This is a genomic window from Bacillus sp. A260 (genome assembly GCF_009861435.1).
Taxonomy (GTDB): Bacteria; Bacillota; Bacilli; order Bacillales; family Bacillaceae_G; genus Bacillus_A; species Bacillus_A cereus.
In genome coordinates this window covers 455498-481862 of record NZ_CP046398.1, presented here as the reverse complement: position 1 = coordinate 481862, position 26365 = coordinate 455498, and the positions used below count along the sequence as shown (strand labels likewise).

Here is a 26365-nt window from a genome sequence, read left to right as displayed (position 1 = left end):
TTTCTTACACTTCAATATTCCGCAATATCGAATAAATGTCATTATTCACTTTACCAAATGATTTAATATTATTTTGAATGTTAGATAATAAAACAACATATACACTACCATTTTTACTAAATCCGTTTAAGCAATTCCAACCTGGCATTACACCATGATTCGAATAGCTTCCTGGGTCTACGTACCATCCAAACCCGTAATCCTTTTTTCCACCCGTAAACATTTGATCGTAACTCTCTTTTGAAATTAATTTTCCAGAGTATAACGCCTCATTAAATAAATATAAATCATGTGCACTCGTATATATATCACCACAACCATAAAGTTGTGACATGCTTGGAATATTAGGTGTTGTCATATTATTATTTACTATTTTATAACCCGTTGATGGGAATCTTGTTTGTTCTAACGCTGTGCCAAAGCCAGAATGTTTCATACCCGCAGTAGCAAAAATATGTTGTTTAATATATTCTTCGAGTGACTGCCCACTTACCTTCTCTGCAATATAAGCAAGTATAGAGTAGTTCGAATCAGAATACTTCCACTTCTCTCCCGGACCACCAATACGCTTTTGATTTCCTATCCGCTTTATCAGTTCTTCATGAGAAATATCTTCTTTTCCCTGCTCATATTCGGGAATCCCTGATGTATGTGTTAATAGATGTTTTAGCTGAATATTATTACCTTGTGGAAAATCTGGAATATACTTCGCAACAGTATCTTCTACTTGTAATTTATTTTGATCTTTCAATTGCATAATAGCAGTTGCTACAAACGCCTTTGAAATAGAACCAATATAAAAAGTCGTCTCTGAATTATTCGGTACTTGCTGCTCTTTATTTGCCATACCGTACCCTTTATTCAGAAGAACTTTTCCGTTCTTCACAATAACAGCTGTCCCGCTAAATCCTGCGTTTTGTAAATACTGGTCCAATTGAGCGTTTTCATTAATTTCTTGAGGTGGTCCTTCAGCAGGTTTCTCCGCTGCTTGCGCTTGCTTCATTTGTTCTTCCTGCTCTTTTTGTTTTTGCTTCTGTGCTTCTTGTTTCTTTTTTTCTTCTTTCTTTTTTAACTCTTCTTGTTTCTTCATTTCTGCTGCCGCTTTTAAAGTTTCTTCTTTCTTATTATGCGCAACAATTTTTGTATACATGAAATATACAAGTGATAATAGTAAGACGAGAATGATTGTTCTTTTTATGTATACAATCGGCCGATGTGCTTTCCCATTCGCATTATTTTTTTCCTGATCCATAATTGCTTTTTTCCCCTTACTCACCAATAATTTAATTCCTCTACTAAAGATTCGTTTTAGTAGATTATGGATAATCCATTCTATATCATCCCTACTTTATCACGCACTGCACATATTACCAACCTATATGTACAAAAAAGAAAAAGAAAATTTACAAAAGTAAGATTCCCGTTAAATTATTAACAAAAAAAAGAGGATATCCTCTAAAAAATTGATGTTATCAATCTTTTGGGACATCCTCTTATCTCATTATTTATACGTGTTTTTTCATATCATCGGCAACAGATTCAACATTTGTACCTACGATAACTTGTACACTAGTATTACTTAATTTCATAACACCTTTTGCACCAGCACGTTTTAATGCTGCTTCATTTACTTGACCAGCATCTTTTACTTGTAAGCGTAGACGTGTTGCACAGTTATCAATAACTGTTAAGTTTTCTTTTCCGCCTAAAGCTGCTACGTAAGTTTCACCAATTGAACCTGCAACTGGTGCATCACCATCTTCAACTAACTCATCGTCATCTTCACGACCAGGAGTTTTTAAATCGAACTTCTTAATTAAGAAGTAGAATACTATGAAATAAATTGCTGCGTAAATTAAACCGATACCTGCTAGTAAGACTGGTTTTGTTGCAATACCGAAGTTTAAAGCATAATCGATTGCACCGGCACTAAATGAGAAACCATCATGAATGCCAAGTGATGTTGTAATGAATAAAGAAAGACCTGTTAGTACAGCATGAATACCATATAATACTGGTGATAAGAACATGAATGAGAATTCAATAGGCTCTGTAATACCAGTTAAGAATGAAGTTAATGCTAGACCAGCTAACATACCAGTAACTGCTTTACGCTTTTCTGGTTTAGCAGCTGCAATCATTGCGAAACATGCTGCTGGTAAACCGAACATCATAACTGGGAAGAAACCAGTCATAAACATACCTGCTGTTTTGTCACCTGCAAGGAAACGAGCAATATCACCATTAACAACATTACCTGCTGCATTTGTAAAGTCCCCAAATACAAACCAGAAGTATGTGTTCATTACGTGGTGTAAACCAATTGGGATTAATAAACGGTTTAATAAACCAAATAATCCTGAACCAATTGCACCTAAATTAACAATTCCATGAGCTAATGCATCAATACCATTTTGAATTGTTGGCCAAATTTGTGCAAATAGAATTCCTAATATCAGCATCACAACTGATGTAACAATTGGAACGAAACGTTTTCCAGCAAAGAAACCTAACCATTCTGGAAGTTTAATCTTATGGAATTTATTATAAAGAAGTCCTGCTATAACACCAACAATAATACCACCTAAAACTTTCATATCTACTTTAGTCGATAATTCAGCAGCCTTAGATACTTGTGTCATTGTATCCGCAAGCTTAGATGGATCTACATTTGCGCTATTACCTATTAAATCTTGGACTTTACCTAATTTACCTTGTAATTCAGCAGTTGAATACCCTTTGCTAAGTGCATCAATACTATTTTTCATAACAAGATAACCAATTGCACCTGCAAGACCTGCTGCACCACTACCATCCACTGAAAGACCGATTGCAATACCAATTGCAAAAATAAGTGCTAAGTTATCAAAAACTGCTGCGCCGGCCTGTGCCATAACAGGAATATCAAATACATCTGGTTGCCCTAAACGAAGCAATAATCCTGCTGCTGGTAGTACTGCGATCGGAAGCATTAAAGCTTTACCAATACGTTGTAAAAACTGCAACATTTTAATTCCCCCTAATTTAATTTATGAAATCGTTATCATTATAAGTGCGCTTTAGAAAACGCTTTCTATTACATAACCATAATAACATATAGTTGTATAGATGTGTAGTTTTTATTTCCGAACTTTTTATGGATAAATCTCCTATTTCCAAACTGTTATATAAAAGGAAAATTCTCCTTTTTAAAATACAGAATACTCGAAACGAAAGACCTATTATAGCACATTGAACTTTCGTTTTATCATTCCACTTTTTCATGTTATTATTTATTTCCGAGCATATCGGGAAAAGTAAACTTAGTTAATTCAAAATAGGAGCGTTGGTACTATGCAGTGCATTGAAACAAACAACTTACAACAGTTGTTAGAACAAGTAAAACCATATACAAAAAAAGGAAAACTTGCTACTTATATCCCCGAACTAGGAAATGCAAATCCAGACGATTTAGGGATTGCCATTTTCCATAAAGAAACAGAATATATCCATGCAGGCAACTCACAAACACTATTTACTCTTCAAAGTATTTCCAAAGTAATTACACTTGCCCTTGCCCTTTTAGACCGTGGTGAAGAATATGTATTTTCTAAAGTTGGAATGGAACCAACGGGTGACCCATTTAATTCTATTATTAAGTTAGAAACGACAAGTCCGTCCAAACCCCTTAATCCAATGATAAATGCAGGAGCATTAGCTATTACAAGCATGTTAGAAGGAAAAGATAACGAGGAAAAAATGGAACGTATTCTTCATTTTGTACGTGAAATAACAGATAATCCTACTATTAATTATTCCTCTAAAGTTGCCGATTCAGAACTAGAGACAGCTTACCTAAACCGTTCACTTTGTTATTATATGAAACAAAACGGAATTATCGATTGTGATATTGAAGAACTTATGGATTTATATACTCGTCAATGCGCAGTTGAAGTAAACTGCATCGATTTAGCACGTATCGGCTTAATTTTTGCAATGGATGGATATGATCCATATAAAAAGAAACAAATCATCCCTAAACATATTACAAAAATTTGCAAAACATTTATGGTCACATGTGGTATGTATAACGAATCTGGTGAATTTGCAATTCGTGTTGGTATTCCTGCAAAAAGCGGTGTAGCCGGTGGTATTTTTGGCTGCGTAAAAGGAGACATGGGAATCGGTATTTTCGGACCAGCTTTAGATGCAAACGGAAATAGTATTGCTGGTTTTAAAATTCTTGAACTTCTTTCTGCTCAAGAAGGTTGGAGCATTTTTTAATCGCGAGTTATCCTGCTATACTAGCAGGATTTTTTATTTCGCCAAAACCTCAATTTTGCGAGTTATCAATCTTCTTATAAAAACAGTGCTGAAAGTTTCTCTATATCATGCATATTTGTTCCCCCCTCCTGAATAATATAGTACAACCTAGCGCTATATGTGGAGGTGTGAAAGATGAAACTAATATTTCAAATGGGAAAACAACCTGTTCTTGAAAAAACAATCCTTCTTTTTATATTGAGTATTGTAGAAAGCTTGAAGTTAAAAGTTGTTTCACTAGACGAAGCTCACCGATACATATTCAATTTAGAAGTACTTGAATTATTAATGGATCGGAACATCGATGATCAAGTACTTGAACTTATTCATTTCGGGATGGGACTTGAAGACATTTATCACGTGCTTCCTGAAGAACTTGAGCATACGATTGAGGAATTAAAATGGCTTTGCATTCAAGTATTAAGTGAGTACAGTATGCATGAAGAATCGGAACAATTAATTGAAGATATACGGTAAAAAAGCACCTATGTAGGTGCTTTTAATGTTTTTTTAAACTATTTTTATACGCCTCAATATTTACTGGTAGCTCTTCCTCTTCCAAAGTATGTTCATTTACATCTTTATGAATGAACGCACCTTTAGGTGGTTGATGATCATGCCCTTTTTTCTTATGATCAAATGCTTTCCCGCGTCCCATACAAATCCCCCTTTCTTAAAAGAAATCCGTATTAGTATGGAGAAAAGTACGTCGATATATGCAATCCCTTGCTGTATTTCCAAGGAAATACTCGAACCTTGTTTTCTACTCTCCTTACAACAACTGATCGATCCCAATAAGAATTAATAATACTCCTGCGATAATTGTCGCCCATTTCCCTAAGTATTCTGCTAAAAATCGTTTTCCTACATACGCAAAACCACTAATACAAATAAAACTAAACACCCCAGAAATAGTCGCTGTAAGCCAAAGATTTAAATTTGTTATCCCAGCATCAAATCCACCTGCAATATTATTAATAGACAACGCAATCCCTAATACAATTGCTTCTGAAAAACTAATTGTTTTAGAACCATCAAAATCTGCTTTTTCTGGATCACGTAAAATTCCCATAAGTACATTACCATCTTTAGAGCCTACGGTATTTCTTTGCCCCAAGAAAGGCTGGCACAAAATAAACACCCCGATTATCCCTAAAACTATCGCTCCAATCAGGTTTGCTGTAAACTCTGAAATAAATAACGCAATCCAGTTCCCAAAAAATCCAGCTAATAAAGTAAATAAAAACCCAAAAAATGCGATGATAAAATTGTTGAACCACGAAATTCTAATTTTACGAATGCCATATGCAATCCCAACACCTGCATTATCTAAATTAGAAGCAATCCCGATTAAAAAAATTGAAAATAGACCTGCCGTACTCATAAATAGCCACCCCTTTTCCTCACTTTTCCATGCATCTTATGAAAATGTTGAGCAACTGTGCCTGTCTGTTTCATATACATGTAATAAATGCTCAACATTTTTTCAACAATAAAAAGGAGTGCCTTCGCTATGCCTAAAGAAAATCCAAATGAGCGGCTTAGTAGATTAATAAAAAAACTTTTAAAAGAACGTGCCTTATCTATGCGCCAACTCGGAATGCTTACAAATATTGATCCCGCAACAATCTCAAGAATTATGAATGGTAAACAACCGCCAAAACAAAAACACCTACAAAAATTCGCAGAATGTCTACAAGTTCCACCCCAATTGTTATTTGATGAAATGTATCCTGATTCTCCTCACATTAATAAAGAAAAGACGGATATGTACACATCTCTTGATACCATTCAGCAAACTCTGCAATCCTCTAACTTATTCGATTTCGATTACACTACAACTCGCGTAAAACAAGAACTCGAAAATTACGAACGCTATGCCCAGACAACAGAAGGCGAAAAACGTATTCATGACAGTTTTGCAAGCAAATTAGAGCAAATTGATAGTGCTGGTCCTTTTATTGAACAATTAACAGATATGTATCAACAATTTTGTAATGAAACCATTTCAAAAGAAGAACGTGCAGTTCTTGGGAGCGCATTACTTTATTTCATATTATCGACAGATATTATTCCCGACTATCTCTTTCCAATTGGCTATTTAGATGATGCGATTGCCGTTGAATTAGCGAAAGAGAAATTAATTGAACTAAAACGAAAGACATAGAAAAATAAAGAACTATTTCAGTTGTTTATATTCAACACTGAAATAGTTCAATAAAAAATCGTACAAGTATACATACTCGTACGATTTTACTGTACAAATCTATTTTTCCGTGTGGCACCATTCATATATAAATGCTGTTATCACTTTTGTAAATTCAATTAACTGTTCAACTTCAACTTTCTCATTTACAGAATGTGCTTCTTCTAATGTACCTGGTCCATATATAATCGCTGGAATATGAAATTCACTAAACCAACCACCATCCGTTACCGTTGCAGACATATCTAAAATTGCATTTTTAGAAAGAATTGATTCATGTACTGAGCTAAGCGTTTTTACAGCTGTATGTTCACTATCTATTTCTAAAGAAGGGAAAATTTCGCCACGATCCACAATCATTGATTCTCCGCCCCACTTAAATTGTGGTGGATTTTCACTTAGCCATGGATCGGCAGCTGCTACTTTACCGATATACTCTTCAATTTCTTTTATTATTTGTTCATGTGTTTCATTCGGATAAAAGTGCACTGTTATCCATAACCGGCACTCATCCGCAATAAAAGCTGCATGTCTTCCACCCTCAATAACAGCTGGATTAATTGTTGTTGTTCCAGACGGATAGCCTTCATATGTTTTCATAACTGCCCAGTGGCGCTCTAATTCTTGTAAGCTTTGCACAATTTTCATCATTTTTTCAATCGCACTCGCTCCAAATAAACATCCTCCAGCATGGATCATTTGTCTGCGCGTTGCATCATGAAACGTTTGCGGACTTTTCACTGTAATCCATCCAGTAATGACACCGCCTTGTCCTTGCATATGTAAATTACTCGTATCCACTACTACTGCAAAATCAGCATCGTAACCTCGCCTGCAGCATTGAAGTGTACCTGCCTCTCCAACTTCTTCTCCTATTACTGATTGAAAGATTAAATCTCCAGGTAATTCAATACCAGCTTCTTGTAAAAGTTGAATGGCAAATAGCGCTCCAGCCAGCCCACCTTTCATATCAGCTGCACCACGTCCAACTAACCAACCATCTTTTATAAATGGCTCAAACGGATTTGTTTCCCACGCCTCATCTGCCGATACTTCAGCTACATCCATATGTCCATTAATAATAAGACTTTTATATGAGTCACTTTTTGCCCCTTTTTTCACACCAACAACGTTCGGATCATTAGGATATACATCCCATTTATCAATACTAAAATTTCGTTTTCTTAAAAAATCTGCAACAAATTCTTGCGCTTCATTTGTATTTCTCGCTGGTGGTGCTAGTGTTTCAAAACGAATTAATGTTTTTGTAAGTTCTAACAATTCCTCTTTCCTTGAATCTATTTGTTTTAACAACTGCGAAACTTCTGGATTCATCGCTAATTCCCCTTTGCATACATAGTATGTTTCCAGCTTTATTTTCACAAAAAAAGAGACTGTTTACAAATCTTACAGTCTCCAAATTAATTCATATTATAAGCTCTCTACTTCCGTCGTATTTGTCTTTTCAATATGTTCTACTTTACGTGCCTTATTTCTTGTCGCACGGTAAAACAGTAAACAAACAATCATAAATGGAATACCACAATACAATGCCATTCTTTGTTCTGGAATAAAGGCCATTCCAACGATTACTGTTAAATTTAATACTAATGCAAGAAGTGGTACAAATGGATACAATGGTGTTTTAAATTTCAATTCTTTCACATCCCCGCCCTGCTTTATGTATGACCTTCTAGCTAATAAGTTAGATAGAGCAATAGATGCCCAAACTAATATCGCCCCGAACCCGGCAATAGAAAGTAGCCATAAATAAACTGTATCTTCCGCATAAATACCTGATAGTAATGAAAGGCAGCCTACAATTGTACTTACAATCAATGCATAAATAGGAACACCGTTTTTAGATAACTTACCAAAAATCGGACTAATCATTCCTTGATTAGACATAGACCATAGCATACGAGAAGTTGCATATAACCCTGAATTCGCAACGGATAGCACTGCTGTAATGATAACAAAATTTATAATATCTGCTGCATAAGGAATACCAATTTTATCAAATACAACTACAAATGGACTTTCAATTACTCCCGCTTGTTGCCAAGGGAATAGTCCAGCAAGAATAAAAATAGATAGTACAAAGAAAACAAGTATACGCCAAACTGTATTGTTAATTGCCTTCGGGATTGTTTTCTCTGGATTTTCACTCTCACCTGCTGCAATACCAACTAATTCTGTTCCTTGGAAAGAAAAATTAACTGCAATCATCGTAATTAAAATGGCTGATAATCCATTGGGGAACAATCCACCATAATCAGTAAAACTAGAGAACATCGGCGCTGGTTCATTTCCTTTCATATCTAGAAAACCAAACATTGCTGCCCCGCCTAAAATAATAAATGCAATAATCGTAATTACTTTAATACTTGCAAACCAAAATTCAACTTCCGCAAAACTTCTTGAAGATAACGCATTAATAGCAAAGAGGAGTACCGCAAACACTACGCACCAAATCCATGAAGGTACATCAGGAAACCATCGTTTCATTAAAATACTAACTGCAATTAGTTCAATCCCTATCGTAGCTGACCAGTTTAACCATGACATCCATCCAACTACATAACCTGCTGCAGGAGAAATATGCTTTGTCGCATACGTTTGATAAGATCCTGCGTCAGGCATTGCAACAGCTAACTCTCCGAGACAGAGCATCGTTAAATACATAACAAATCCTCCAACAAGATATGCTACAATCGCTCCTCCAGGCCCAGCTTCATGAATTGTATACCCAGATCCTAAAAAAAGACCGGTACCAATAACGCCTCCAAGTGCAATCATAAATATGTGCCTGCTTTTCAATTCTCTTTTTAATCCTTGATTTTGATTCATCATATAAATCCCCCCTTTTCACTTTGTAAACCCATTTAATGTAAGCGTTTTTAAAATTATTCACCGTAAAAATAATGATTTAAAAGAGCAAAAATACACGTCACTTACATTAATCACTGCCTGTTACTAAAAGGTCATCCCTTACTGTTATTAATAACTTTTGATCAGCAATAGCTTGTCCTTCTACTACTTCTAATGATTCAATATAACCACTGATCCCTATCTTAATTTCTACTTTCTGTTTATCTATTGTTTCAATTAATGCTAATTTCTCCCACTCGTATACGTAAGAACTTTCCGTAACAAATAACTTCTCTACTTTCCCGTAACAAGGACTATACACGCATTCTATAACCGTCTTCACTTTATACACTCCTCCTTCTTATTAGTTGGTACTGAAACGTTGCATATCCCTCCTTTAGATATATCAATTATTATTTATGCAAAATGCGTACCAATCTCCAATTCCTATTTAAAATGAAGGTTTCTCAAAAAAAAAACTTCATAACCGCAAAATTTTTCTATCATTTCAGAGATTTTAAAAGGAAAATAGCAAAAAATTTTTGCGATTTTATAAGAATTTTAATAAAATTATAAAAAGTCAGTCTTCATAGGGTGGAATGAGGAGAAGATAATCTATGCGTACAGAAGAAATTAATTTAAAACAGATCATTGAAATGAATATGCTATATGAAACTTTACTCAATGAACTCGACATCGGAATTCATATTATTAACGAGGAAAGTAAGACGATTATCTATAACCGCAAAATGATGGAAATTGAATCAATGGAGCGCTCAGATGTGCTATATAAAAGTCCTTTAGAAGTATTCGCATTTGAGGAAAATAAAAATAGTACTCTTATAGAGGCATTAAAATTTGGAAAAACAAAGAAAAATATAAAACAAACGTATTTTAACAATAAAGGACAAGAAATTACAACGATTAACGATACTTTCCCTATAATAGAAAATGGAAAAATTAAAGGCGCTATTGAAATATCAAAAGAAATTAGTAACTTAAAGCAAACGATAAAAATAGGTCCTTCTCGAAAACAAAGTACTAAATTTACCTTTGATCACATAATTGGTGATTCTGAAGCCATTCAATCAATCATTACAGAAGGAAAAAGAGTAATTCGTACATCTTCCTCCATACTTCTAGTAGGAGAAACAGGCACTGGTAAAGAACTATTTGCACAAAGCATCCATAATGAAAGTCAGCGTTCAACAAAACCCTTTATTTCACAAAACTGTGCCGCTATACCTAATACCTTAATGGAAAGCCTACTATTTGGCACAAATCGAGGTGCCTTTACAGGAGCAATAGATAAATCAGGCTTATTCGAAGAAGCAAACGGAGGAACTTTGTTATTAGATGAAATCAATTCATTAAGCCCAATACTTCAAGCTAAGTTGCTGCGGGCTATACAAGAAAAAACAATACGAAGAATCGGAGGTACACACGAAAAAGAAATTGATGTTCGCATTATAGCAACTATCAATGAAGATCCCTTTGAAGCCATCGCACATAATCGATTAAGAGAAGACTTATATTACCGATTAAGCGTCGTTACTTTATGTCTTCCGCCTTTACGTGAAAGAAAAGAAGATATTCCAGCTCTTGTTCAGCACTTTATTGAAAAATATAATACTCAATTCGGGCTCAACGTAACCGATGTAGATGTAAATGTAAGAGAATTTTTCTATGCCTACGATTGGCCTGGAAACGTACGGGAGTTGGAACATATAATTGAAGGTTCCATGAACTTGATAGAAGATGAAACCATCATTACAGCGTTTCATCTTCCTACTCGCTTTCGCGAACGAATAAAAACAGAATTCAATATGCAACATGCACTAACTACTCACAATACTGATGCACCTAAAACTTTAAAACACACAATAGAAAAAATGGAAAAGAACTACATTAACCAAATTCTTAAAGAGAATCATGGCAACATCTCACAAGCTGCAAAATTTTTAGGATTAAGTAGGCAAAACTTACAATATCGAATTAAAAAACTGCATTTACACATATGAAATAAACATGTCTCCAAGTGTAAAAATAACTTGGTAAAATATGTTATAATAAATATATAACATGCTAGAAAGGGGCTATATATATGAGTAATGATAAAAAATTAAAGTTATTACAATACTTATACTTTTTCCCTGCCATGCTCTGTATGATGTTATTCATTAATGCCGATGTAAGCAGCTCTCCTTATGCAAAGCTATTAGGAACAATTTTTGGCTCCTTTGCAGCTATTATGCTTGCTGCTTTTTGGAATTTGAAGATACGTATAAAAAACGAAAAATCTTCTTAATACTAAAAAAATCGAGCTACTTAGCCCGATTTTTTTATTTGCCATTAAAACTCAACATTCTCTAAATACAACCCACTTGCCTCAGCAAGACAATTAATTTGATTGCGCTGCTTTTCCTCTAAAATGTTTGGAATTGCTTCAGCATCTAATTGTCCTAATCCAACTTCAATTAATGCCCCGACAATTTTTCTTACCATATTATGAAGGAAGCCGTTACCACTTACTCTAATTTGTACAAACCCTGCCTCTTCCATCACATCAAGTGTATATACTTCTCGAACCATAGATTTTTTCTTTGATTTCGCATTTGAAAAAGCAGTAAAGTCATGTGAACCAACTAAATGTTTTGCAGCTGCTTTCATGCTTTTCACATTTAATTTTTTATTCACATGCATGCTGTATTTACGCATAAATGGATTTGTATGCTCTTCATTCCAAATTTTATACAGATATGTTTTTGCTTTAGAATTGTAACGAGCATGGAAACGATCATGTACTTCTTCCACATTCGTAATGCTAATATCGTTAGGTAAATATTGATTTAAATATTTTTTCACTTTATGTTCCACTAACTTCTCATCACTTTGAAAGTTAGCAACTTGATTCAAAGCATGTACACCAGCGTCTGTTCTACTACAACCGATAATTTCAGTTTCTTTTCCGACCATTTCAGAAATGACACTTTCGATTTTTCCTTGAATCGTATTATCGTTATTTCCGAGACGTTGCCATCCTTTAAAACGTGCACCATCGTACTGAATCGTTAATTTATAATTGTTCATTTCATTCTCCTTCATAGAAAATATTCCCTCATACCATGAGGGAATATTAATAAACTTTACTTTCTAACAAGCTTCACTACATTTTCTACATGAGCTGTATGCGGGAACATATCAACTGGTTGTACATATTCCACTTCATAGCTCTTCATTAACGCTTGTACATCACGCGCTAATGAAGAAGGGTTACAAGATACGTAAACAACTTGTTTCGGTTTCACTTTTAAAATTGTTTCCAGTAATTTATCATCGCAACCTGTACGAGGTGGATCGACAACAATTACATCTGGACGCCATCCTTCTTTTACCCATTTCGGTAACCATTGTTCAGCTTTACCTGCTTCATATTTCGTATTTGTAAATCCGTGACGCTTCGCATTTTTTCTTGCGTCTGCAATCGCTTCTGGAATTACATCCATACCACGTACTTCCGCTGCATCATTTGCAAGCCAAAGTCCGATTGTACCAACACCACAATACGCATCTACAATTTTCTCATTTCCTGTTAAAGCAGCCGCTTTTTTCGCTTCATTATATAAAACAACCGTTTGTTCTGGATTCAACTGGAAGAATGCACGTGCTGACAGTTCAAATGATAAATCACCAAGTGTTTCTTGAATGACTTCTTTTCCAGCTAATTTAAATGTTTTATCACCGAAAATAACAGATGTTTTACGCCAGTTTACATTTTGCATAATCGATTTAACAGCTGGCATCTGTTTTTGTACTTCTGCAATAAATTGTTCTTTATTTGGCAACTCTTCTTTTGTTGTAATCAGTGTAACTTGTACTTCCCCTGTTTGAACTGCAGTACGTGTCACAATTGTACGTACTAAACCTTTTTGTTTTTTCTCATTGTAAATAGAAACATTTAATTTTTCTAAAATACGTCTTACAACTTTTGTCGCTTCATTCGTTGCTTTATGTTGAATCATACAATGAGCAATATCAATTAACTGATGTGAGTTTTGTTTATACAGCCCTGTAATAACCTTTTCGTCTTTACGCCCCACTTGTAATTGACTCTTATTACGATAATGCCATGGATTTTCCATGCCAAGCGTTGGGCGAATTTTCTCTTCCATACTATTTTTCATGTACTTCTCAAATGCTTGTACAACGATATCACGCTTTTGATTCAATTGTTCTTTATAATCTAAATGTTGCAGCTGACAACCGCCACACTCCTCATATACTGGACACGGTGCTTTCACACGATGCGGTGAAGCTTTACGAACTTTTTTCACTTTCGCTTCAGCGAAGCCACGCTGAATTTTCGTTGTTTCTGCAACAACTTCTTCTCCTGGTAATGCCCCTGGAATAAAAACAACTTGTCTCTTAAAATAACCAACGCCTTCTCCGTTAATCCCAAGACGTTTAATTGTCACAGGAAACGTTTGACCAACTTCCAACTTACTCTCATGTTGCTTTTGTATCATTATTACACCTCTACTCTATACTTTTCCATAAATATAACGCTGCATAACTGCAGTATGGTTCACACTCTTGTTTCACTTTTTCTAAAAATGCATCATCAGGTTTATCATCTAATTGAAATATACCTTGCACTGCACGCTGAATCCCAATGTCCGCTTTCGGGAACATATTTTTCCGTCCAAGCCCAAACATTAAAAAGTTTTGCACTGTCCATGCACCAATTCCCCTAATTGGCAACAATTGTGCTGAAATGTCTTCTTCCGTCCCATTTTCTATACTCGCTAAATTTAATGTACCACTGACAATACTTCGACCTAATCCTACTATATATTCAGCCTTTCGCTGACTAAACTTCTGCTCTCTCAATTCTTCTATTGAAATATTTGCTACTATTTCCGGAGTGGGGAAAAAGAATACACCGTTCTTCTCTGTTCCATACCGTTTCACAAATTGTTCTGTTAACACAGTAGCAAATTTCAAATTTATTTGTTGGTGAATGATACAGCGAAGCAGACAAGCAAAATAATCAAATTCTAAAATAATTGGAGTATAAGCATATGTTTCAAATAGTGGACGTAATGATGTGTTTAAAAAATGATTTTGTATATCTTGAAACGGTTCATTCCAATGAAAAATGGCCCTCATTCGTTTCATGACTTTCTCTGGATCTCCTGTCTGACTAGAAATCCAAAACTGTGGATTTTGAACAGTACCAATCCCTTGTAAGCGAACAACAACCTGTTCCTCGTCTATACAAAGCGGGATATAAATAACTTTCTCATCTAATTGAATGACGTTAAGAGGATCAAAAGATAAACGTTTTAATACTTCTTCAAAATGATACGGATACTCTAACGTAACATGTTCGCTCCACATACGTTTCCCCATCCTTTTTACACATCATTATAGCATGAGAAAACCGTAAGCATACCTGCTTACGGTTGATTGCCTTTTACTAAGTCATCTAGACTTTTAAAATGATACCCTTTCTCGCGCAAATCATCAATGATTTTCGCAAGTGCTTCTGCATTATCTTTTGATATTGCATGAAGTAATAAAATAGATCCTGGATGAATCATCGTCATAACATTATTATGCGCATATTGCCATCCTCTTTGCTGATCCACTTTCCAATCCAAAAATGCAAGTGACCAAAATACATTATAATAGCCCATTTCTTTCGTAAGAGCTAACGTTCTTTCACTAAATACACCGCGCGGAGGACGTACATATTTCACTTCTTTTTGCCCAGTTACTTTTTTAATTTCTTCCGTTACACTTGTTAATTCTTCACGAAGTTTCTCATCATTTACCGCTGTAAAATCAGGATGACTCCAAGAATGGTTTCCAATAATATGTCCTTCATCCTTCATTCTTAACAATAAATCTTTTTGTGTTTTAATGTAATGCCCCGTTACAAAGAAAGTTGCTGGTACTTTTTTCTCTTTTAATACATCTAATATTTTCCCTGTGTATCCATTCTCATATCCATTATCAAATGTTAAATAAATATCTTTTTTCTTCGTATCTCCTAAATAAAACCCGCCATTTTTTTGTAGTAAATCTGTATATAACTTTCCTGCATCTGGTACTGTTTCATTTTTAGGACGCGGGATTCCCCAGTTATGTGGAGTATTTGTATAAGCCAGTGCTGAAACTGGAACAAGTGCCATCATAATTGAAAAAATGAGACCGATATATAACCATTTATATTTCATAAATAGTCTCCTTTCCATATATAATCGTACTTGTAGTTTCTGTTGCTACACATTCTTTCATGCTGAACATGTTTTTCTATATATACCAAAAAAATGCATCTCGAATCATTCGAGATGCATTTTTTATTTACTTAAATACTGGCTCTTTAAAGCTAGCTAATTTTTCAAGTGATGTTTTATCAACATCTGCATGTAAGCTATTACCATGAGAGTCCATCGTTACAACTGCTTTAAACCCGTCGATACGTAAATGCCACATTGCTTCCGGAATACCAAATTGTAAGAAATCAACATCTTTCACTTCTTTAATACATTCAGCATAATATTGCGCTGCACCACCGATTGCGTTTAAATATACACCGCCGTGTTCTTCTAAAGCCGCTAATGTTTTCGCACCCATACCGCCTTTTCCAATGACAGCGCGAATACCGAATTTCTTCATAATATCGCCTTGGTACGGTTCTTCACGAATACTTGTCGTTGGACCTGCCGCTTTAATTTGCCAATTGTCATTTTCATCTTTCACAACAACTGGACCACAGTGGTAAATAATTTGTCCATTTAAATCTACTGGACAATCATTATCCATTAAATGCTTATGGATTGCGTCACGACCTGTATACATCATGCCATTAATTGTTACAACATCACCAACGCGAAGTTCACGAATTTGCTCTTCTGTAATTGGTGCTTGTAATACAATCTCACGTTGCTCTGTTTTTTCTTGTACTTCATGCTGAAGTGTATCTTCACCTTCTTGATATAGCCAATCCATAATGTCTCCTGTTTCAGGATGGATTTTCACACCAAGGCGACGATATGCCCAGCAATTATACGCAACAGATACATAGAAACTAGCTGGCAAACGATTATAGACGCCAATTTTACAACCAAGTAAAGTTGTTTCTCCGCCAAATCCCATCGTACCAATGCCAAGCTTATTCGCATTTTCTAATACGTACTCTTCAAGATGTTGTAACTCTGGTACTGGATTGACATCATCTAATGTACGGAATAATTGATTTTTTGCCAATTCATAACCTGATGTGCGGTCTCCCCCGATACCAACACCAATTACACCAGCGCTACATCCTTGCCCTTGTGCTTGATATACTGCATGAAGAAGGCATTTACGAATCCCTTCTAAATCACGGCCAGCTCGTCCAAGTCCTTCTAGTTCACACGGTAAGCTATATTGAATATTTTTATTCTCACAGCCACCACCTTTTAGGATTAAACGTGCATCAATATAATCTTTTTCCCATTGTTCAAACTTAATCACCGGTGTACCTGGTCCTAAATTATTTCCACTATTATCTCCAAAAAGAGAATCAACAGAATTGGGACGAAGTTTACCATCTTTTGTCGCCCGCTCAAGCGCATTATAGATAGCTTCCTTCAACTTTAATTGATTCACACCAACTGGTGTATAAATTTTAAACGTTGGCATCCCTGTATCTTGGCAAATCGGCGAGATGTTATCATCAGCCATTTTAATATTATTTGTAATTGTGCCAAGTGCCATCGCAGAACGAGTCCCTGCATTTTCTCGCTCTTTCGCTTGTTGAATCGCACGACGAACATCTTTCGGTAAGTTCGTTGACGTTTCAACAATTAGTTGATACATGCTTTCTTGAAGCTTTTCCATTGTTACTTCCCCCTCAATTGTGAACGCTACCAAAACGTTATGAGCTGAAAATTCAATTGTTATGCTCTTTAGCTATTTATTTGTTTCACGCTATTAGAGCATAAATGAAATTTTTCACAACTTGATTATACCTCTTTTTCTATCGTCCTTCTATTACCCGAACAGAAAAAGGCTACCAAATTGGAATTGGTAGCCTTTTTAATATATTATTCGTCTTTTTTAAATTGCTCACATTTTAATTCTAATTCATCTAACATTGCAAGAAGACGATCTACATCTTCTAATTCTACTTCTTCAGGTTCAATTGTATCAATTACTTCAATGAACATATTTAAACGTTCTTTTAAATATACTAATTGTGTATCTTTATCTTGAATTGCTTTTCCCATGAAGGCACTCTCCTTTTAATTCGAGTTGCTTTTATTATACCGCAAAAACGATTGCTATGGGCATGAAATTTCATCAATTTTGTCACAGTCATCCACTATAATGTAAGCCCTCTCTCTTTCCATGCTAAAAAGTTTCACTTTATAAAAAGCACATATTCTTCTATTATAGAGAATGGACAAATTGTTATTTCAATAGTCAAAGGAGTATTTCATATGACGATATCACAAAAAATGAAGCCGATTACTCCTTCTTACGATCCATGGGAAGCGTATATGGACCTTGAAGAGTACGGCAAACTACTATTAACAAATGTTGAATTTACAACGACGACGTTATGCAACATGCGCTGTGAGCATTGCGCTGTTGGTTACACGTTACAGCCGAAAGACCCAAATCCGCTTCCGATGGATCTTTTATTAAAACGATTAGATGAGATTCCTCATTTACGTTCTTTAAGTATTACTGGCGGCGAACCTATGCTTTCAAAAAAATCCGTCGACAACTATGTAACACCACTCTTAAAATATGCCCATGAACGAGGCGTTCGCACTCAAATCAACTCTAACTTAACTATAGATTTAGCACGTTACGAACAGATTATTCCTTATTTAGACGTATTGCATATATCTCATAACTGGGGAACAATTGATGACTTCGTTGAAGGCGGATTTGCAATGATGGAGCGTAAGCCTACTTACGAACAACGTGCAAAATTATTTGAAAGAATGATTACAAATAGTAAGGCTCTATCAGATGCAGGTGTACTTGTATCGGCCGAAACAATGCTAAACAAAAGAACTCTACCACATATTGAACATATTCACCGCCAAATCGTCGAAGAGATGGGCTGTAAACGTCATGAAGTTCATCCAATGTATCCAAGTGACTTCGCGAGTAATCTAGAGATTTTAACAAAAGCTGAAATTCGTGATGCGATTGAACATTTACTAGAAATTCGCGATGAAAATGTATGGATGCTATTTGGAACTTTACCTTTCTATGCTTGTAGCGATGACGAAAAAGACATAGCTACATTTAAAAAATTGCAAGAGAGCAAAAATGTAACTGTTCGTAATGATCCAGATGGCCGTTCTCGTTTAAATGTAAATATTTTCGATGGAAATATTATTGTGACGGACTTTGGTGATGTTCCACTTCTAGGAAACATACAAACAAACACATTACAAGAAGCGTATGAAAAATGGAGCACTTCAAAAACAGCAAAATCATTAAGCTGCCACTGTCCTGCAGTAAAATGTCTTGGACCAAATGTTCTTGTAAAAAACAGCTACTATCCGACAGAAGATTTCTTATCAAAAACAGCAAACATTACATTATAAAAAAAACGTCAGCTTATAAGCTGACGTTTTTTATGTTATTGCGAGTGAGAAGAAGAAATAAATTTAAAAAACAAATGATCATGAATTGGAATTGCCGCTCCAATTCCTTGAGAAGTAATATTTTTCACAACAAGTCTTTTTTGATTTCCCTTTAATACAAGATACACTTCTCCAAATGTTACTTTTCCCTTTTCATTTACTGCTGGTGTATAAGCGTATAAATATCCAAGTTGACTCGGACTAATATTATACACACGCTCATGTCCAGTACCATAACCAATAGTTGTCTTAAACGAAAGAGGTAATTGTACTTTTTCAAGTGCTTTGAGAAGCATCATTTTTTTCACATCTGCAGCATCTTTCATATCTGCTGTTAAATCGCCTTCAACCGTCTTTTGTGTTTCTTGCTTATAGCGAAGTGGATATAAACGGTCTCCTCCGCGATTATCATACACATTTCGATTCACTTGTTTATATTCCCAATTAATCGATGTATCAATCGATTCATAATGTAAAGCCCATTGACCTAAATAAATCTTCGCTCGGTACCCTACCGCAAGCGGCGCATTCGAAATTGTCGTTTCATTAAACATTCGAATTAAGTCTGGGTTTTCAATTTTAATATTTGCTGTTTTCAATAGTTCTTGAGCAAACTTACTCGGTTGCAAACGCGGTAAATCTTGCGCATCGTTTGGAAACGTATTGTCTTTAGAAATATTTAAAACAGATGAAGGCATTTTTGTTTCTACCGTTGTCTTTGCAAAACTCATGTTAGGAAATAATAGAATAAACGAGACCATAGTTGAAAGACATATGCTGTATACTCGTTTCACCTGTCTGGCTCCTTCCTACGTAAAGGTATATATACTACTTCGTTTATTGTTTTCTCTGGGCACAATTGTTATGCCTATTTTTCATAATAAATAAAAACCAATTCCCATAATGACATACGCTGCTAATAAAGTACCGCCTTCAAACCAGTTTGTATCTCCATCATTTGAAATCGCAATCGTTAAGAAAACAGCTGTAATCATAGAAACAAGTTCTGGTATTGTAAATACTAAAGGCATCCTTTGCGCGAAGAACATAGAAAGCAGTACCAATACAGGAGCAACAAACATGGCAATTTGTAATGTAGAACCAACTGCAATCTCAACTGCAATATTTACTTTATTTTTATATGCCATAATAATTGCAGATGCATGTTCCGCTGCATTCCCAACAATTGCGACGATAATAACCCCTATAAATAGTTCTGACCAACCAAATGATTTTGCAACTGTCTCAAATGTATGCACGAGCGCCTCTGACACATAAGCTACCGCAATTGTTGCTATCGCTAAAATGAGTAATGCTTTCCCTTTCGACCACTCTGGTTCTTCCTCATGAGCGACTTCATCACTTTTATGCTGATATACACCACGGTGCGTAACTAACTTAAATAGCAATGCAGCAAGGTACATAATAATCATAATAATTGAGACACCAATACTTAATTGATACGTCTTTCCAGCATCCATCTTCATTGAAAAAATCTCTGGAATAACAAATGCTACTACTACAGCAAAGATTAATAAAGCTGAATTATGCCTTGCATCATACACATTAAAACTTTGTCTTTTGTATTTAAGCCCTCCTACAAAAAAGGATAGCCCTCCTACTAATAATAAATTTCCAAGTACAGAACCCGTTAAAGAGGCTAACACCACCTCAATTAATCCTGCCTGAAGTGCAAAAATTGAAATGATTAGTTCAACGGCATTACCGAAAGTAGCATTTAATAATCCACCTATTCTAGGACCAGATACAATTGCCAAACTTTCTGTCGCTCTCCCCATAAAACCCGCTAATGCGATAATCGTAATACAATACACAGCAAACATAATTGTTTGAGGCCAATGAAGTGTTTTCCCAAGTACAGACAGTGGTACACCTATAAGAGCCACGATAAGAAATATTTTATTAAACATGCTTTTCATCCTTCCATCGTATGTATTTCTCCTCGATATTATTATTATTCTTCTCCTAACTTGTCCGATTTCATCACAATTGCGTTTAAAAAATTGAATTGAAGAAAACAGTATGAAAGATGTTTAAATCATCTTGTTTAAATAAAGAAAATGTAAATTAAGAAAAGAGGTAAAAAATATGCACTTAAAAGAAAAAATCGCAACTATTATTCAAGGTCAACGTACTGGTGTATTATCTACAGTACGAAACGAGAAACCTCATAGCGCCTTTATGATGTTTTTCCATGAAGATTTTGTACTGTATGTTGCAACAGATCGACAATCAAAAAAGATAACAGATATTGAACAAAATCCTAATGTCCATGTACTACTCGGACGAGAAGGGAAAAAATTAGATGAAGATTATATTGAAGTTGAAGGATTGGCTTCAATTGAGGAAGACTCGACATTAAAAAACAAGTTTTGGAATAATAGCTTAAAACGTTGGTTACTCGGCCCTGAAGACCCTAATTACGTATTGATAAAAATCAACCCCGACACAATTTATTACATCGATGGTGCCGGTACGACGGAGCCTGAGTTTTTACGACTATAAAATAAAACAAGCCCCCCTTAGGTGGGCTTGTTTTGTCGAAAAGTTCTTTTGAAAAAAACAATAAAATAGGTGGAACTTTCTAAAGATTCTGTTATATAATAGCATTAACTTAAATAAACTGTATTAAAACAGATTGAGAGGAGAAATAAAATTGATGAAGAGAGAAGAACGCAAAAACATGATTGAGTTTATTGAAAAGAAAAAAGGGATTGAGCGTGACGAATTACTGTTTATGACAGACGATGAAGTAGAACATATTTATAATGTAACGTACTTTTTATATGAGGAAATTGCAGAGTAGTATAATAATCCCCACCTTATTAAAAATATAAGGTGGGGATTATTTCGCTATTTAGCTCACTATTTACAGGCAGTAAAACTCCCACCTTAAAATTCAGGTGGAGCAAGAAGTTAAGTTGAAGTCGTGCTTCCTATAAGCTCAATTGCTTCAACTTTATACATGAGAATCATTTTCATGTATAATACTGTAAGATTGGAGGAATTTTACTATGAGTTCGTGGCTCTTATTTGCACTATTATCAGCAATTGCTGCTGCCCTTGTATCGATTTTTGGAAAGTTTGGTTTAGACGGCATCGATGCAAACGTTGCAACAACAATTCGATCTATTATTATGGCATTATTTATGATAGGCGTTATTATCATACAAGGTAAATTTCAAAATATCGGCGACGTACTGCTAAATAAAAAAGCACTGCTATTTATCACATTAAGTGGGATTGCAGGTGCTTCTTCATGGCTATTTTATTTTCTTGCCCTCAAAACAGGAAAGGTTTCACAAGTAGCTCCTGTCGATAAATTAAGCGTCGTATTTTCTATCATTCTCGCTATGATTATCCTCGGTGAAAAGTTAAACTTTATGACCGGCGTTGGTGTAGTCTTTATTACAGCTGGTGTATTATTTATTGCTTTCAGCTAAAAAAACCGCTATTAGCGGTTTTTCTTTTTCTTTATGTACAACCATACAAAACATGTAACAACTGCTGAAATTAATAAAATCCATATTCCATAATGATGTAAACTATACTCAACGAAGCGCCACTTCTCGCCTAACTTCCAGCCAAGCCCAATAAAAACACTTATCCAAATGAGCGCACCACCGTAAGCGTACAAACAAAAACGCCAAAGTGTCAAATTTGATACCCCAGCAAAATATGCTGTTAAATGACGTACGCCCGGTATAAAATAACCAATCATTAAAAGAAATGGCCCATATTTTTCAAATAAAATATGTGTTTTTTCAATATGATGTTCTTTAATTCTAATTTTCGGCCCATATTTCTTTAAAACAGGGAGCCCAAGTTTTAAACCTAATATGTAGCTTAACGTGATCCCTAACATCGCACCAGCCAGCCCACTTAAAAAAGCAGCAGTTCCTGACATAACTCCTTTTGAAACATTATAACCAACAAAGGTCAATAAAAACTCGTCTGGTATCGGTAATCCAACAATCCCACCAGCCAAAGCTATAACAATTCCAAAATAGCCATAATGCGCGATTAACTCGCCAATATGTTGTTCCATTCGGAAGACACATCCTATGCACGGTCGTTATTCCACATTGTACCCTTTCTATCTTTAAGGCAAACATGGTATACATATTCACTATACATTGTTTTTATAATGAACTCTACTTCTATTCTTTCCTTTAACAGAGATAAAGAAAAACTTTACTCAGTGGGAGTTTTGTTCATCCTCTACTAATTATTAACCTATGCCAATCTTACTTTTACAGACATCCCGACTCCACATAACTCACTTACATTCACCAATTTTGAGATTAGATTCTTATTGCCCGCAAATAACCCGATAAAAAATAAAAATTCATATGCGTGTTTTTTTGTTACAATAAAGGAAAGTTACTTTTCGCAACGGTTTAACTCTCAAGAAAAATGATATATCTAGCAAAAACATAGTTTGGTCTATATAATGCAACTTCTACCTATTAAAAGAACATACACCCTTTTACATACAACATCATTTTTCTAAATTATACAGGGGGGAACGAACATGACCATTGAAAATCAATTTATTCAAAAAGTTTACTATAAAACATTTTTAACAGAAGAAACTTCTACTCCTGCATCGGAAGTACTCGGTGAAGCATATATAAATGAATCTAAAAATGAATTCTCCAACATTTCTAATATTCGATTTGCTCAAGGTGAATTTTATTATCAAAATAAAGATTTTGAAGCAGCTATATTTAAATGGGAAAAAGTAAATAATGCTCTTGCACTTTGGGCGACAAAAAATATTGCAGATGCTTATTTTGAACTAGGATTCTTACCAAAGGCAGAAGAAATTTATCAATCTATTCAAACGGAAGATACGACTCTTACGATGGAGGTTTCCTTACAACTTCTTTCTCTTTATATCGAACAAGATCGTTTAGGACTCGCTTTTAAGACGATTAGTGAAGCTGTTGCATTCCAACCGGATTACCCAAATATTACTGCAATTGCACGTTCTTTCTATGAAAAACAAGAAGATTGGAACAACGCTATCGAACTAGCTGTTCAAGAAGGTATCCGAACACAATCTTTACACTGGTTTGATACGTTAATAACTTACATAAACAAAGGATTTACAAAAAATATTAAGCCTGAATATTTCTATGAGTCTTTAAAAGCTCTATATGCTGTTGATCAAGCTCAATTTAAAGAACTTGTTATTGCTCTTTGGAATAGCTATCAACATGAATCCTTATACCTTCCTTGGATTCAAAGTATTAATCATTTATTCTTGCATATTGAAACAGACAATAATGACGATTGGAATGAAATCTCTACTCGCTACCAAGAAACATACTTTGCATTAATTACCGGAAATCATTTTATGCATGAATTAAACGGACTTGTACCAAATTTATTAACAAATTGGTTCAGTTTAACGAAAGCAAAAGATTCTCTAGTTGTCTCTGCAGCAGTGTTAGCATGGAATGAAGTCTCACCTACAACTTTAGAATCATTACTCGTAAAAAGTGCTGGATCCTTACTTTCTAATACATCAGCTGAAGCAGATGTAAATATGGAAACAGTTTCTCATTTATTCGAAACAATCGCTGTATGGGCTGAGAAAAATGATGTAGATTTAAGTCATCAATTTACGCTACTCGTCCATGAACTATGTGATTTAAATGTCACACCAATACTAATAGCTGGAACTAGTGACCATGATAAAACATCATTTGTTAATTCAATATTGGGAGAGAACATCTTAACTGAAACTTTAACAACTCCTATTCTATTTAAAGACGCTAGTCAAACTGAAATAACAGAATTTACCGAGTTAGATATAAGAAATATCCCTAACCTTGATGAATTCCATCAAATAACGGCTACATCTGCTCAGTCAGAACTTGAGAAAAAATGTATAGAAATTAAGCTACCAAGTAGGTTTTTAAGAAAAAATAAGTTTACATTTCTTATTACACCATCTATTCAAGGACAATTGGATAAAAACAATGCATACTTTGAATACTTACAAGCAGCAGATAGCCTTGTATACGTATTAAATTCTTCTTCACCATTGCATAGTCAAGAAATTGATACGTTAATTTATTTACGTGAACAAGTACCAAACTTACAAATTCACTTCGTATCACACACAAATAATACGACTACTGATGAAAAACTAATTAGTAAACTTAAAGTACATTTTCCAGATGCACAATTCTTCCCATACTCTCCTTCGCAAGAGAGTAGCCAGCAACTTGGAGATGTAACAGAATCTATTCTTTCTAATCTTGCAAAACGCGATATAGAAAAAGAACGTATAGAAAAGCTAATATGGTTTACGCAAAAGACAATTGCTTATCTCATAAATGAACGTGTGGAATTAGAAAATACATTAGTAAAATCCGTACGCTGGAATAAACACATCTCAGTGAAACTTACTGGATTTATTAATAACCTTACTGCTCTTGAAAAAGATAAAATTCGTTCTATTACCGAATCCTATCTTTTAACGAAAGAAGAAATTACACGAGATATACATTCTCAAATTCCTGAATTATTACAGAGCTGCTCTGATCTTGTTCAAGAAGATAGTGATTTCAAATTAGTTCATGAAGAATTAAATGCTGCAATGAATGAACGAGTTCAAAAGCATGTACAACAGGTACTTCTTCCTAAATTTACTGGGTCTATTCAAGAATGGATTGAAACAGCACATAATGAATTTATTCAAGCTCAAGCTTATTTAGATGAAATGAGTGAAACGTTTAATAAATTATATAAAGAAGAACGTATGAAACTTCCTTGCGATTTCAAATTATTAGATGATTGGAATCGAGATGTTGTACGAATGACAAATCGAATTACAGTAACGAACATCAATATTTTATTACGCTTTACACCGACACAGTTTTTCTTAAAAAGTGCCGGAAAATTATTTGGTAATATGCAAAAAAACCAATCTATGCTCGCCAACAAATATAAACAATATATTGAAACAGAAGACTATACAGAAATTGCTCACACAATTTCAAAACAATTCTTCCTTCAATTTGAAGTATTTGAAGGTGCATTAGAACGTGATATCATGATGTTCTTCAAAGATCCACTTAATATATTGAAACAAAATGTAGATGCAGCTCAACTTGAGATAAAGGAAGACGAGCAAACATTAGCAACGCTAAGAAGCAATCCAGAAACATATCATGATCCTTTGGCGTTATTTAAACTACAATTGCTACAACATAAATTCGTTTTAAGTACTACAAAGAAACATGAAGATATTTTTGTATCAAACGAATCTCCTACTGTTTAACCAAAAAAA

At 34.8% G+C, this 26365-nt stretch carries 26 protein-coding genes and 1 pseudogene; 10 read left to right on the top strand and 17 right to left on the bottom strand.

Going from position 1 to position 26365, the window contains the following annotated elements; all coding sequences use genetic code 11:
• Positions 1 to 4 precede the first annotated feature (4 nt).
• The 3 genes and pseudogenes from GD442_RS02470 to GD442_RS28335 all read right to left on the bottom strand — a co-directional run bounded on the left by GD442_RS02470 (position 5) and on the right by GD442_RS28335 (position 3264).
• Positions 5 to 1252, bottom strand: a complete 1248-nt coding sequence (locus GD442_RS02470) for a serine hydrolase domain-containing protein (RefSeq protein ID WP_000371811.1) — start codon at positions 1250 to 1252, stop codon at positions 5 to 7.
• A 253-nt stretch (positions 1253 to 1505) separates the two neighbouring features.
• The gene (nagE, locus tag GD442_RS02465) at positions 1506 to 3008 is read right to left on the bottom strand and encodes an N-acetylglucosamine-specific PTS transporter subunit IIBC (protein ID WP_000938900.1); all 1503 of its coding nucleotides are present in this window, start codon (positions 3006 to 3008) and stop codon (positions 1506 to 1508) included.
• A 141-nt stretch (positions 3009 to 3149) separates the two neighbouring features.
• A pseudogene (locus GD442_RS28335) lies at positions 3150 to 3264 on the bottom strand (transcriptional regulator).
• Positions 3265 to 3333: 69 nt separating this feature from the next.
• Here GD442_RS28335 and glsA point away from each other — a divergent pair.
• Complete coding sequence (glsA, locus tag GD442_RS02460) at positions 3334 to 4263, top strand: glutaminase A (RefSeq protein WP_001149861.1); 930 nt, start codon at positions 3334 to 3336, stop codon at positions 4261 to 4263.
• 174 nt (positions 4264 to 4437) lie between these two features.
• A complete protein-coding gene (locus tag GD442_RS02455; protein WP_000766604.1) occupies positions 4438 to 4779 on the top strand; it encodes a DUF3969 family protein in 342 nt (113 codons plus the stop codon).
• Positions 4780 to 4801: 22 nt separating this feature from the next.
• Here GD442_RS02455 and GD442_RS27580 read toward each other — a convergent pair whose 3' ends face one another.
• Together GD442_RS27580 and ytaF are read right to left on the bottom strand one after the other, a co-directional pair.
• Positions 4802 to 4960 (bottom strand): hypothetical protein, encoded by a 159-nt coding sequence (locus tag GD442_RS27580; RefSeq protein WP_000532409.1) that lies wholly within the window; start codon positions 4958 to 4960, stop codon positions 4802 to 4804.
• A gap of 114 nt (positions 4961 to 5074) precedes the next feature.
• Positions 5075 to 5686, bottom strand: a complete 612-nt coding sequence (ytaF, locus tag GD442_RS02450) for a sporulation membrane protein YtaF (RefSeq protein ID WP_000100723.1) — start codon at positions 5684 to 5686, stop codon at positions 5075 to 5077.
• Positions 5687 to 5815: 129 nt separating this feature from the next.
• Here ytaF and GD442_RS02445 point away from each other — a divergent pair, with 129 nt between their 5' ends.
• Positions 5816 to 6469 (top strand): helix-turn-helix domain-containing protein, encoded by a 654-nt coding sequence (locus GD442_RS02445; RefSeq protein ID WP_001123715.1) that lies wholly within the window; start codon positions 5816 to 5818, stop codon positions 6467 to 6469.
• Positions 6470 to 6568: 99 nt separating this feature from the next.
• On the opposite strand, the gene GD442_RS02440 is transcribed toward GD442_RS02445, so the two are convergent.
• The 3 genes from GD442_RS02440 to GD442_RS02430 all read right to left on the bottom strand — a co-directional run bounded on the left by GD442_RS02440 (position 6569) and on the right by GD442_RS02430 (position 9722).
• On the bottom strand, positions 6569 to 7843 hold the full coding sequence (locus GD442_RS02440) for an acetylornithine deacetylase (RefSeq protein ID WP_086408060.1): 1275 nt from the start codon (positions 7841 to 7843) through the stop codon (positions 6569 to 6571).
• Between the two features lie 96 nt (positions 7844 to 7939).
• Positions 7940 to 9361, bottom strand: a complete 1422-nt coding sequence (locus GD442_RS02435) for an amino acid permease (RefSeq protein WP_000981865.1) — start codon at positions 9359 to 9361, stop codon at positions 7940 to 7942.
• A gap of 106 nt (positions 9362 to 9467) precedes the next feature.
• A complete protein-coding gene (locus GD442_RS02430) occupies positions 9468 to 9722 on the bottom strand; it encodes a biotin/lipoyl attachment domain-containing protein (protein WP_000859480.1) in 255 nt (84 codons plus the stop codon).
• Positions 9723 to 9996: 274 nt separating this feature from the next.
• Between GD442_RS02430 and GD442_RS02425 the strand changes: the two genes are divergently transcribed.
• Together GD442_RS02425 and GD442_RS02420 are read left to right on the top strand one after the other, a co-directional pair.
• Positions 9997 to 11400 (top strand): sigma-54 interaction domain-containing protein, encoded by a 1404-nt coding sequence (locus GD442_RS02425; RefSeq protein WP_159365032.1) that lies wholly within the window; start codon positions 9997 to 9999, stop codon positions 11398 to 11400.
• Positions 11401 to 11483: 83 nt separating this feature from the next.
• A complete protein-coding gene (locus GD442_RS02420; protein ID WP_000063860.1) occupies positions 11484 to 11687 on the top strand; it encodes a hypothetical protein in 204 nt (67 codons plus the stop codon).
• 44 nt (positions 11688 to 11731) lie between these two features.
• Here GD442_RS02420 and truA read toward each other — a convergent pair whose 3' ends face one another.
• From truA to GD442_RS02390, 6 genes are all read right to left on the bottom strand, one after another.
• The gene (gene truA, locus GD442_RS02415) at positions 11732 to 12469 is read right to left on the bottom strand and encodes a tRNA pseudouridine(38-40) synthase TruA (protein WP_033687392.1); all 738 of its coding nucleotides are present in this window, start codon (positions 12467 to 12469) and stop codon (positions 11732 to 11734) included.
• Positions 12470 to 12525: 56 nt separating this feature from the next.
• Positions 12526 to 13905, bottom strand: a complete 1380-nt coding sequence (rlmD, locus tag GD442_RS02410; protein ID WP_000615206.1) for a 23S rRNA (uracil(1939)-C(5))-methyltransferase RlmD — start codon at positions 13903 to 13905, stop codon at positions 12526 to 12528.
• 10 nt (positions 13906 to 13915) lie between these two features.
• Positions 13916 to 14779: a DNA-3-methyladenine glycosylase family protein gene (locus GD442_RS02405; RefSeq protein ID WP_000269422.1), complete on the bottom strand. Its 864-nt coding sequence runs from the start codon at positions 14777 to 14779 to the stop codon at positions 13916 to 13918.
• 59 nt (positions 14780 to 14838) lie between these two features.
• On the bottom strand, positions 14839 to 15621 hold the full coding sequence (gene pdaA / locus GD442_RS02400) for a delta-lactam-biosynthetic de-N-acetylase (protein ID WP_000875956.1): 783 nt from the start codon (positions 15619 to 15621) through the stop codon (positions 14839 to 14841).
• 127 nt (positions 15622 to 15748) lie between these two features.
• Complete coding sequence (gene fumA / locus GD442_RS02395) at positions 15749 to 17269, bottom strand: class I fumarate hydratase (RefSeq protein WP_000413523.1); 1521 nt, start codon at positions 17267 to 17269, stop codon at positions 15749 to 15751.
• Positions 17270 to 17475: 206 nt separating this feature from the next.
• The gene (locus GD442_RS02390; protein ID WP_000513558.1) at positions 17476 to 17658 is read right to left on the bottom strand and encodes an SE1561 family protein; all 183 of its coding nucleotides are present in this window, start codon (positions 17656 to 17658) and stop codon (positions 17476 to 17478) included.
• Positions 17659 to 17871: 213 nt separating this feature from the next.
• Here GD442_RS02390 and yfkAB point away from each other — a divergent pair, with 213 nt between their 5' ends.
• Positions 17872 to 18999 (top strand): radical SAM/CxCxxxxC motif protein YfkAB, encoded by a 1128-nt coding sequence (yfkAB, locus tag GD442_RS02385; RefSeq protein ID WP_000156016.1) that lies wholly within the window; start codon positions 17872 to 17874, stop codon positions 18997 to 18999.
• Positions 19000 to 19034: 35 nt separating this feature from the next.
• On the opposite strand, the gene GD442_RS02380 is transcribed toward yfkAB, so the two are convergent.
• Positions 19035 to 19832 (bottom strand): YfkD famly protein, encoded by a 798-nt coding sequence (locus GD442_RS02380; protein ID WP_001990596.1) that lies wholly within the window; start codon positions 19830 to 19832, stop codon positions 19035 to 19037.
• Between the two features lie 81 nt (positions 19833 to 19913).
• Positions 19914 to 20969 carry a calcium/proton exchanger gene (gene cax / locus GD442_RS02375; protein WP_000482146.1) on the bottom strand — a complete coding sequence of 352 codons (1056 nt, stop codon included), beginning with the start codon at positions 20967 to 20969 and terminating at the stop codon, positions 19914 to 19916.
• Between the two features lie 178 nt (positions 20970 to 21147).
• On the opposite strand from cax, the gene GD442_RS02370 reads away from it, so the two are divergent.
• The 3 genes from GD442_RS02370 (at position 21148) to GD442_RS02360 (ending at position 22502) form a co-directional block, all read left to right on the top strand.
• Positions 21148 to 21564, top strand: coding sequence for a pyridoxamine 5'-phosphate oxidase family protein (locus GD442_RS02370; RefSeq protein WP_000550220.1), 417 nt, complete (start codon positions 21148 to 21150; stop codon positions 21562 to 21564).
• A gap of 154 nt (positions 21565 to 21718) precedes the next feature.
• A complete protein-coding gene (locus GD442_RS02365) occupies positions 21719 to 21865 on the top strand; it encodes a BH0509 family protein (protein WP_000817786.1) in 147 nt (48 codons plus the stop codon).
• Positions 21866 to 22073: 208 nt separating this feature from the next.
• A complete protein-coding gene (locus GD442_RS02360; RefSeq protein WP_000100295.1) occupies positions 22074 to 22502 on the top strand; it encodes an EamA family transporter in 429 nt (142 codons plus the stop codon).
• Positions 22503 to 22513: 11 nt separating this feature from the next.
• Here the strand turns inward: GD442_RS02360 and GD442_RS02355 are convergent, their stop codons facing one another.
• Positions 22514 to 23107 carry a DedA family protein gene (locus GD442_RS02355; RefSeq protein ID WP_000434872.1) on the bottom strand — a complete coding sequence of 198 codons (594 nt, stop codon included), beginning with the start codon at positions 23105 to 23107 and terminating at the stop codon, positions 22514 to 22516.
• Between the two features lie 486 nt (positions 23108 to 23593).
• Between GD442_RS02355 and GD442_RS02350 the strand changes: the two genes are divergently transcribed.
• Entirely contained in the window at positions 23594 to 26356 is a 2763-nt protein-coding gene (locus tag GD442_RS02350; RefSeq protein ID WP_000151418.1) for a tetratricopeptide repeat protein, read from the top strand.
• Positions 26357 to 26365: the final 9 nt, after the last annotated feature.

Bases quoted from the DNA above. Each gene is read 5' to 3' on its own strand.
- GD442_RS02470 (WP_000371811.1), bottom strand. From the start codon at position 1,252: ATGGATCAGGAAAAAAATAATGCGAATGGGAAAGCACATCGGCCGATT.
- nagE (WP_000938900.1), bottom strand. From the start codon at position 3,008: ATGTTGCAGTTTTTACAACGTATTGGTAAAGCTTTAATGCTTCCGATC.
- glsA (WP_001149861.1), top strand. From the start codon at position 3,334: ATGCAGTGCATTGAAACAAACAACTTACAACAGTTGTTAGAACAAGTA.
- GD442_RS02455 (WP_000766604.1), top strand. From the start codon at position 4,438: ATGAAACTAATATTTCAAATGGGAAAACAACCTGTTCTTGAAAAAACA.
- GD442_RS27580 (WP_000532409.1), bottom strand. From the start codon at position 4,960: ATGGGACGCGGGAAAGCATTTGATCATAAGAAAAAAGGGCATGATCAT.
- ytaF (WP_000100723.1), bottom strand. From the start codon at position 5,686: ATGAGTACGGCAGGTCTATTTTCAATTTTTTTAATCGGGATTGCTTCT.
- GD442_RS02445 (WP_001123715.1), top strand. From the start codon at position 5,816: ATGCCTAAAGAAAATCCAAATGAGCGGCTTAGTAGATTAATAAAAAAA.
- GD442_RS02440 (WP_086408060.1), bottom strand. From the start codon at position 7,843: ATGAATCCAGAAGTTTCGCAGTTGTTAAAACAAATAGATTCAAGGAAA.
- GD442_RS02435 (WP_000981865.1), bottom strand. From the start codon at position 9,361: ATGATGAATCAAAATCAAGGATTAAAAAGAGAATTGAAAAGCAGGCAC.
- GD442_RS02425 (WP_159365032.1), top strand. From the start codon at position 9,997: ATGCGTACAGAAGAAATTAATTTAAAACAGATCATTGAAATGAATATG.
- GD442_RS02420 (WP_000063860.1), top strand. From the start codon at position 11,484: ATGAGTAATGATAAAAAATTAAAGTTATTACAATACTTATACTTTTTC.
- truA (WP_033687392.1), bottom strand. From the start codon at position 12,469: ATGAACAATTATAAATTAACGATTCAGTACGATGGTGCACGTTTTAAA.
- rlmD (WP_000615206.1), bottom strand. From the start codon at position 13,905: ATGATACAAAAGCAACATGAGAGTAAGTTGGAAGTTGGTCAAACGTTT.
- GD442_RS02405 (WP_000269422.1), bottom strand. From the start codon at position 14,779: ATGTGGAGCGAACATGTTACGTTAGAGTATCCGTATCATTTTGAAGAA.
- pdaA (WP_000875956.1), bottom strand. From the start codon at position 15,621: ATGAAATATAAATGGTTATATATCGGTCTCATTTTTTCAATTATGATG.
- fumA (WP_000413523.1), bottom strand. From the start codon at position 17,269: ATGGAAAAGCTTCAAGAAAGCATGTATCAACTAATTGTTGAAACGTCA.
- GD442_RS02390 (WP_000513558.1), bottom strand. From the start codon at position 17,658: ATGGGAAAAGCAATTCAAGATAAAGATACACAATTAGTATATTTAAAA.
- yfkAB (WP_000156016.1), top strand. From the start codon at position 17,872: ATGACGATATCACAAAAAATGAAGCCGATTACTCCTTCTTACGATCCA.
- cax (WP_000482146.1), bottom strand. From the start codon at position 20,969: ATGTTTAATAAAATATTTCTTATCGTGGCTCTTATAGGTGTACCACTG.
- GD442_RS02370 (WP_000550220.1), top strand. From the start codon at position 21,148: ATGCACTTAAAAGAAAAAATCGCAACTATTATTCAAGGTCAACGTACT.
- GD442_RS02365 (WP_000817786.1), top strand. From the start codon at position 21,719: ATGAAGAGAGAAGAACGCAAAAACATGATTGAGTTTATTGAAAAGAAA.
- GD442_RS02360 (WP_000100295.1), top strand. From the start codon at position 22,074: ATGAGTTCGTGGCTCTTATTTGCACTATTATCAGCAATTGCTGCTGCC.
- GD442_RS02355 (WP_000434872.1), bottom strand. From the start codon at position 23,107: ATGGAACAACATATTGGCGAGTTAATCGCGCATTATGGCTATTTTGGA.
- GD442_RS02350 (WP_000151418.1), top strand. From the start codon at position 23,594: ATGACCATTGAAAATCAATTTATTCAAAAAGTTTACTATAAAACATTT.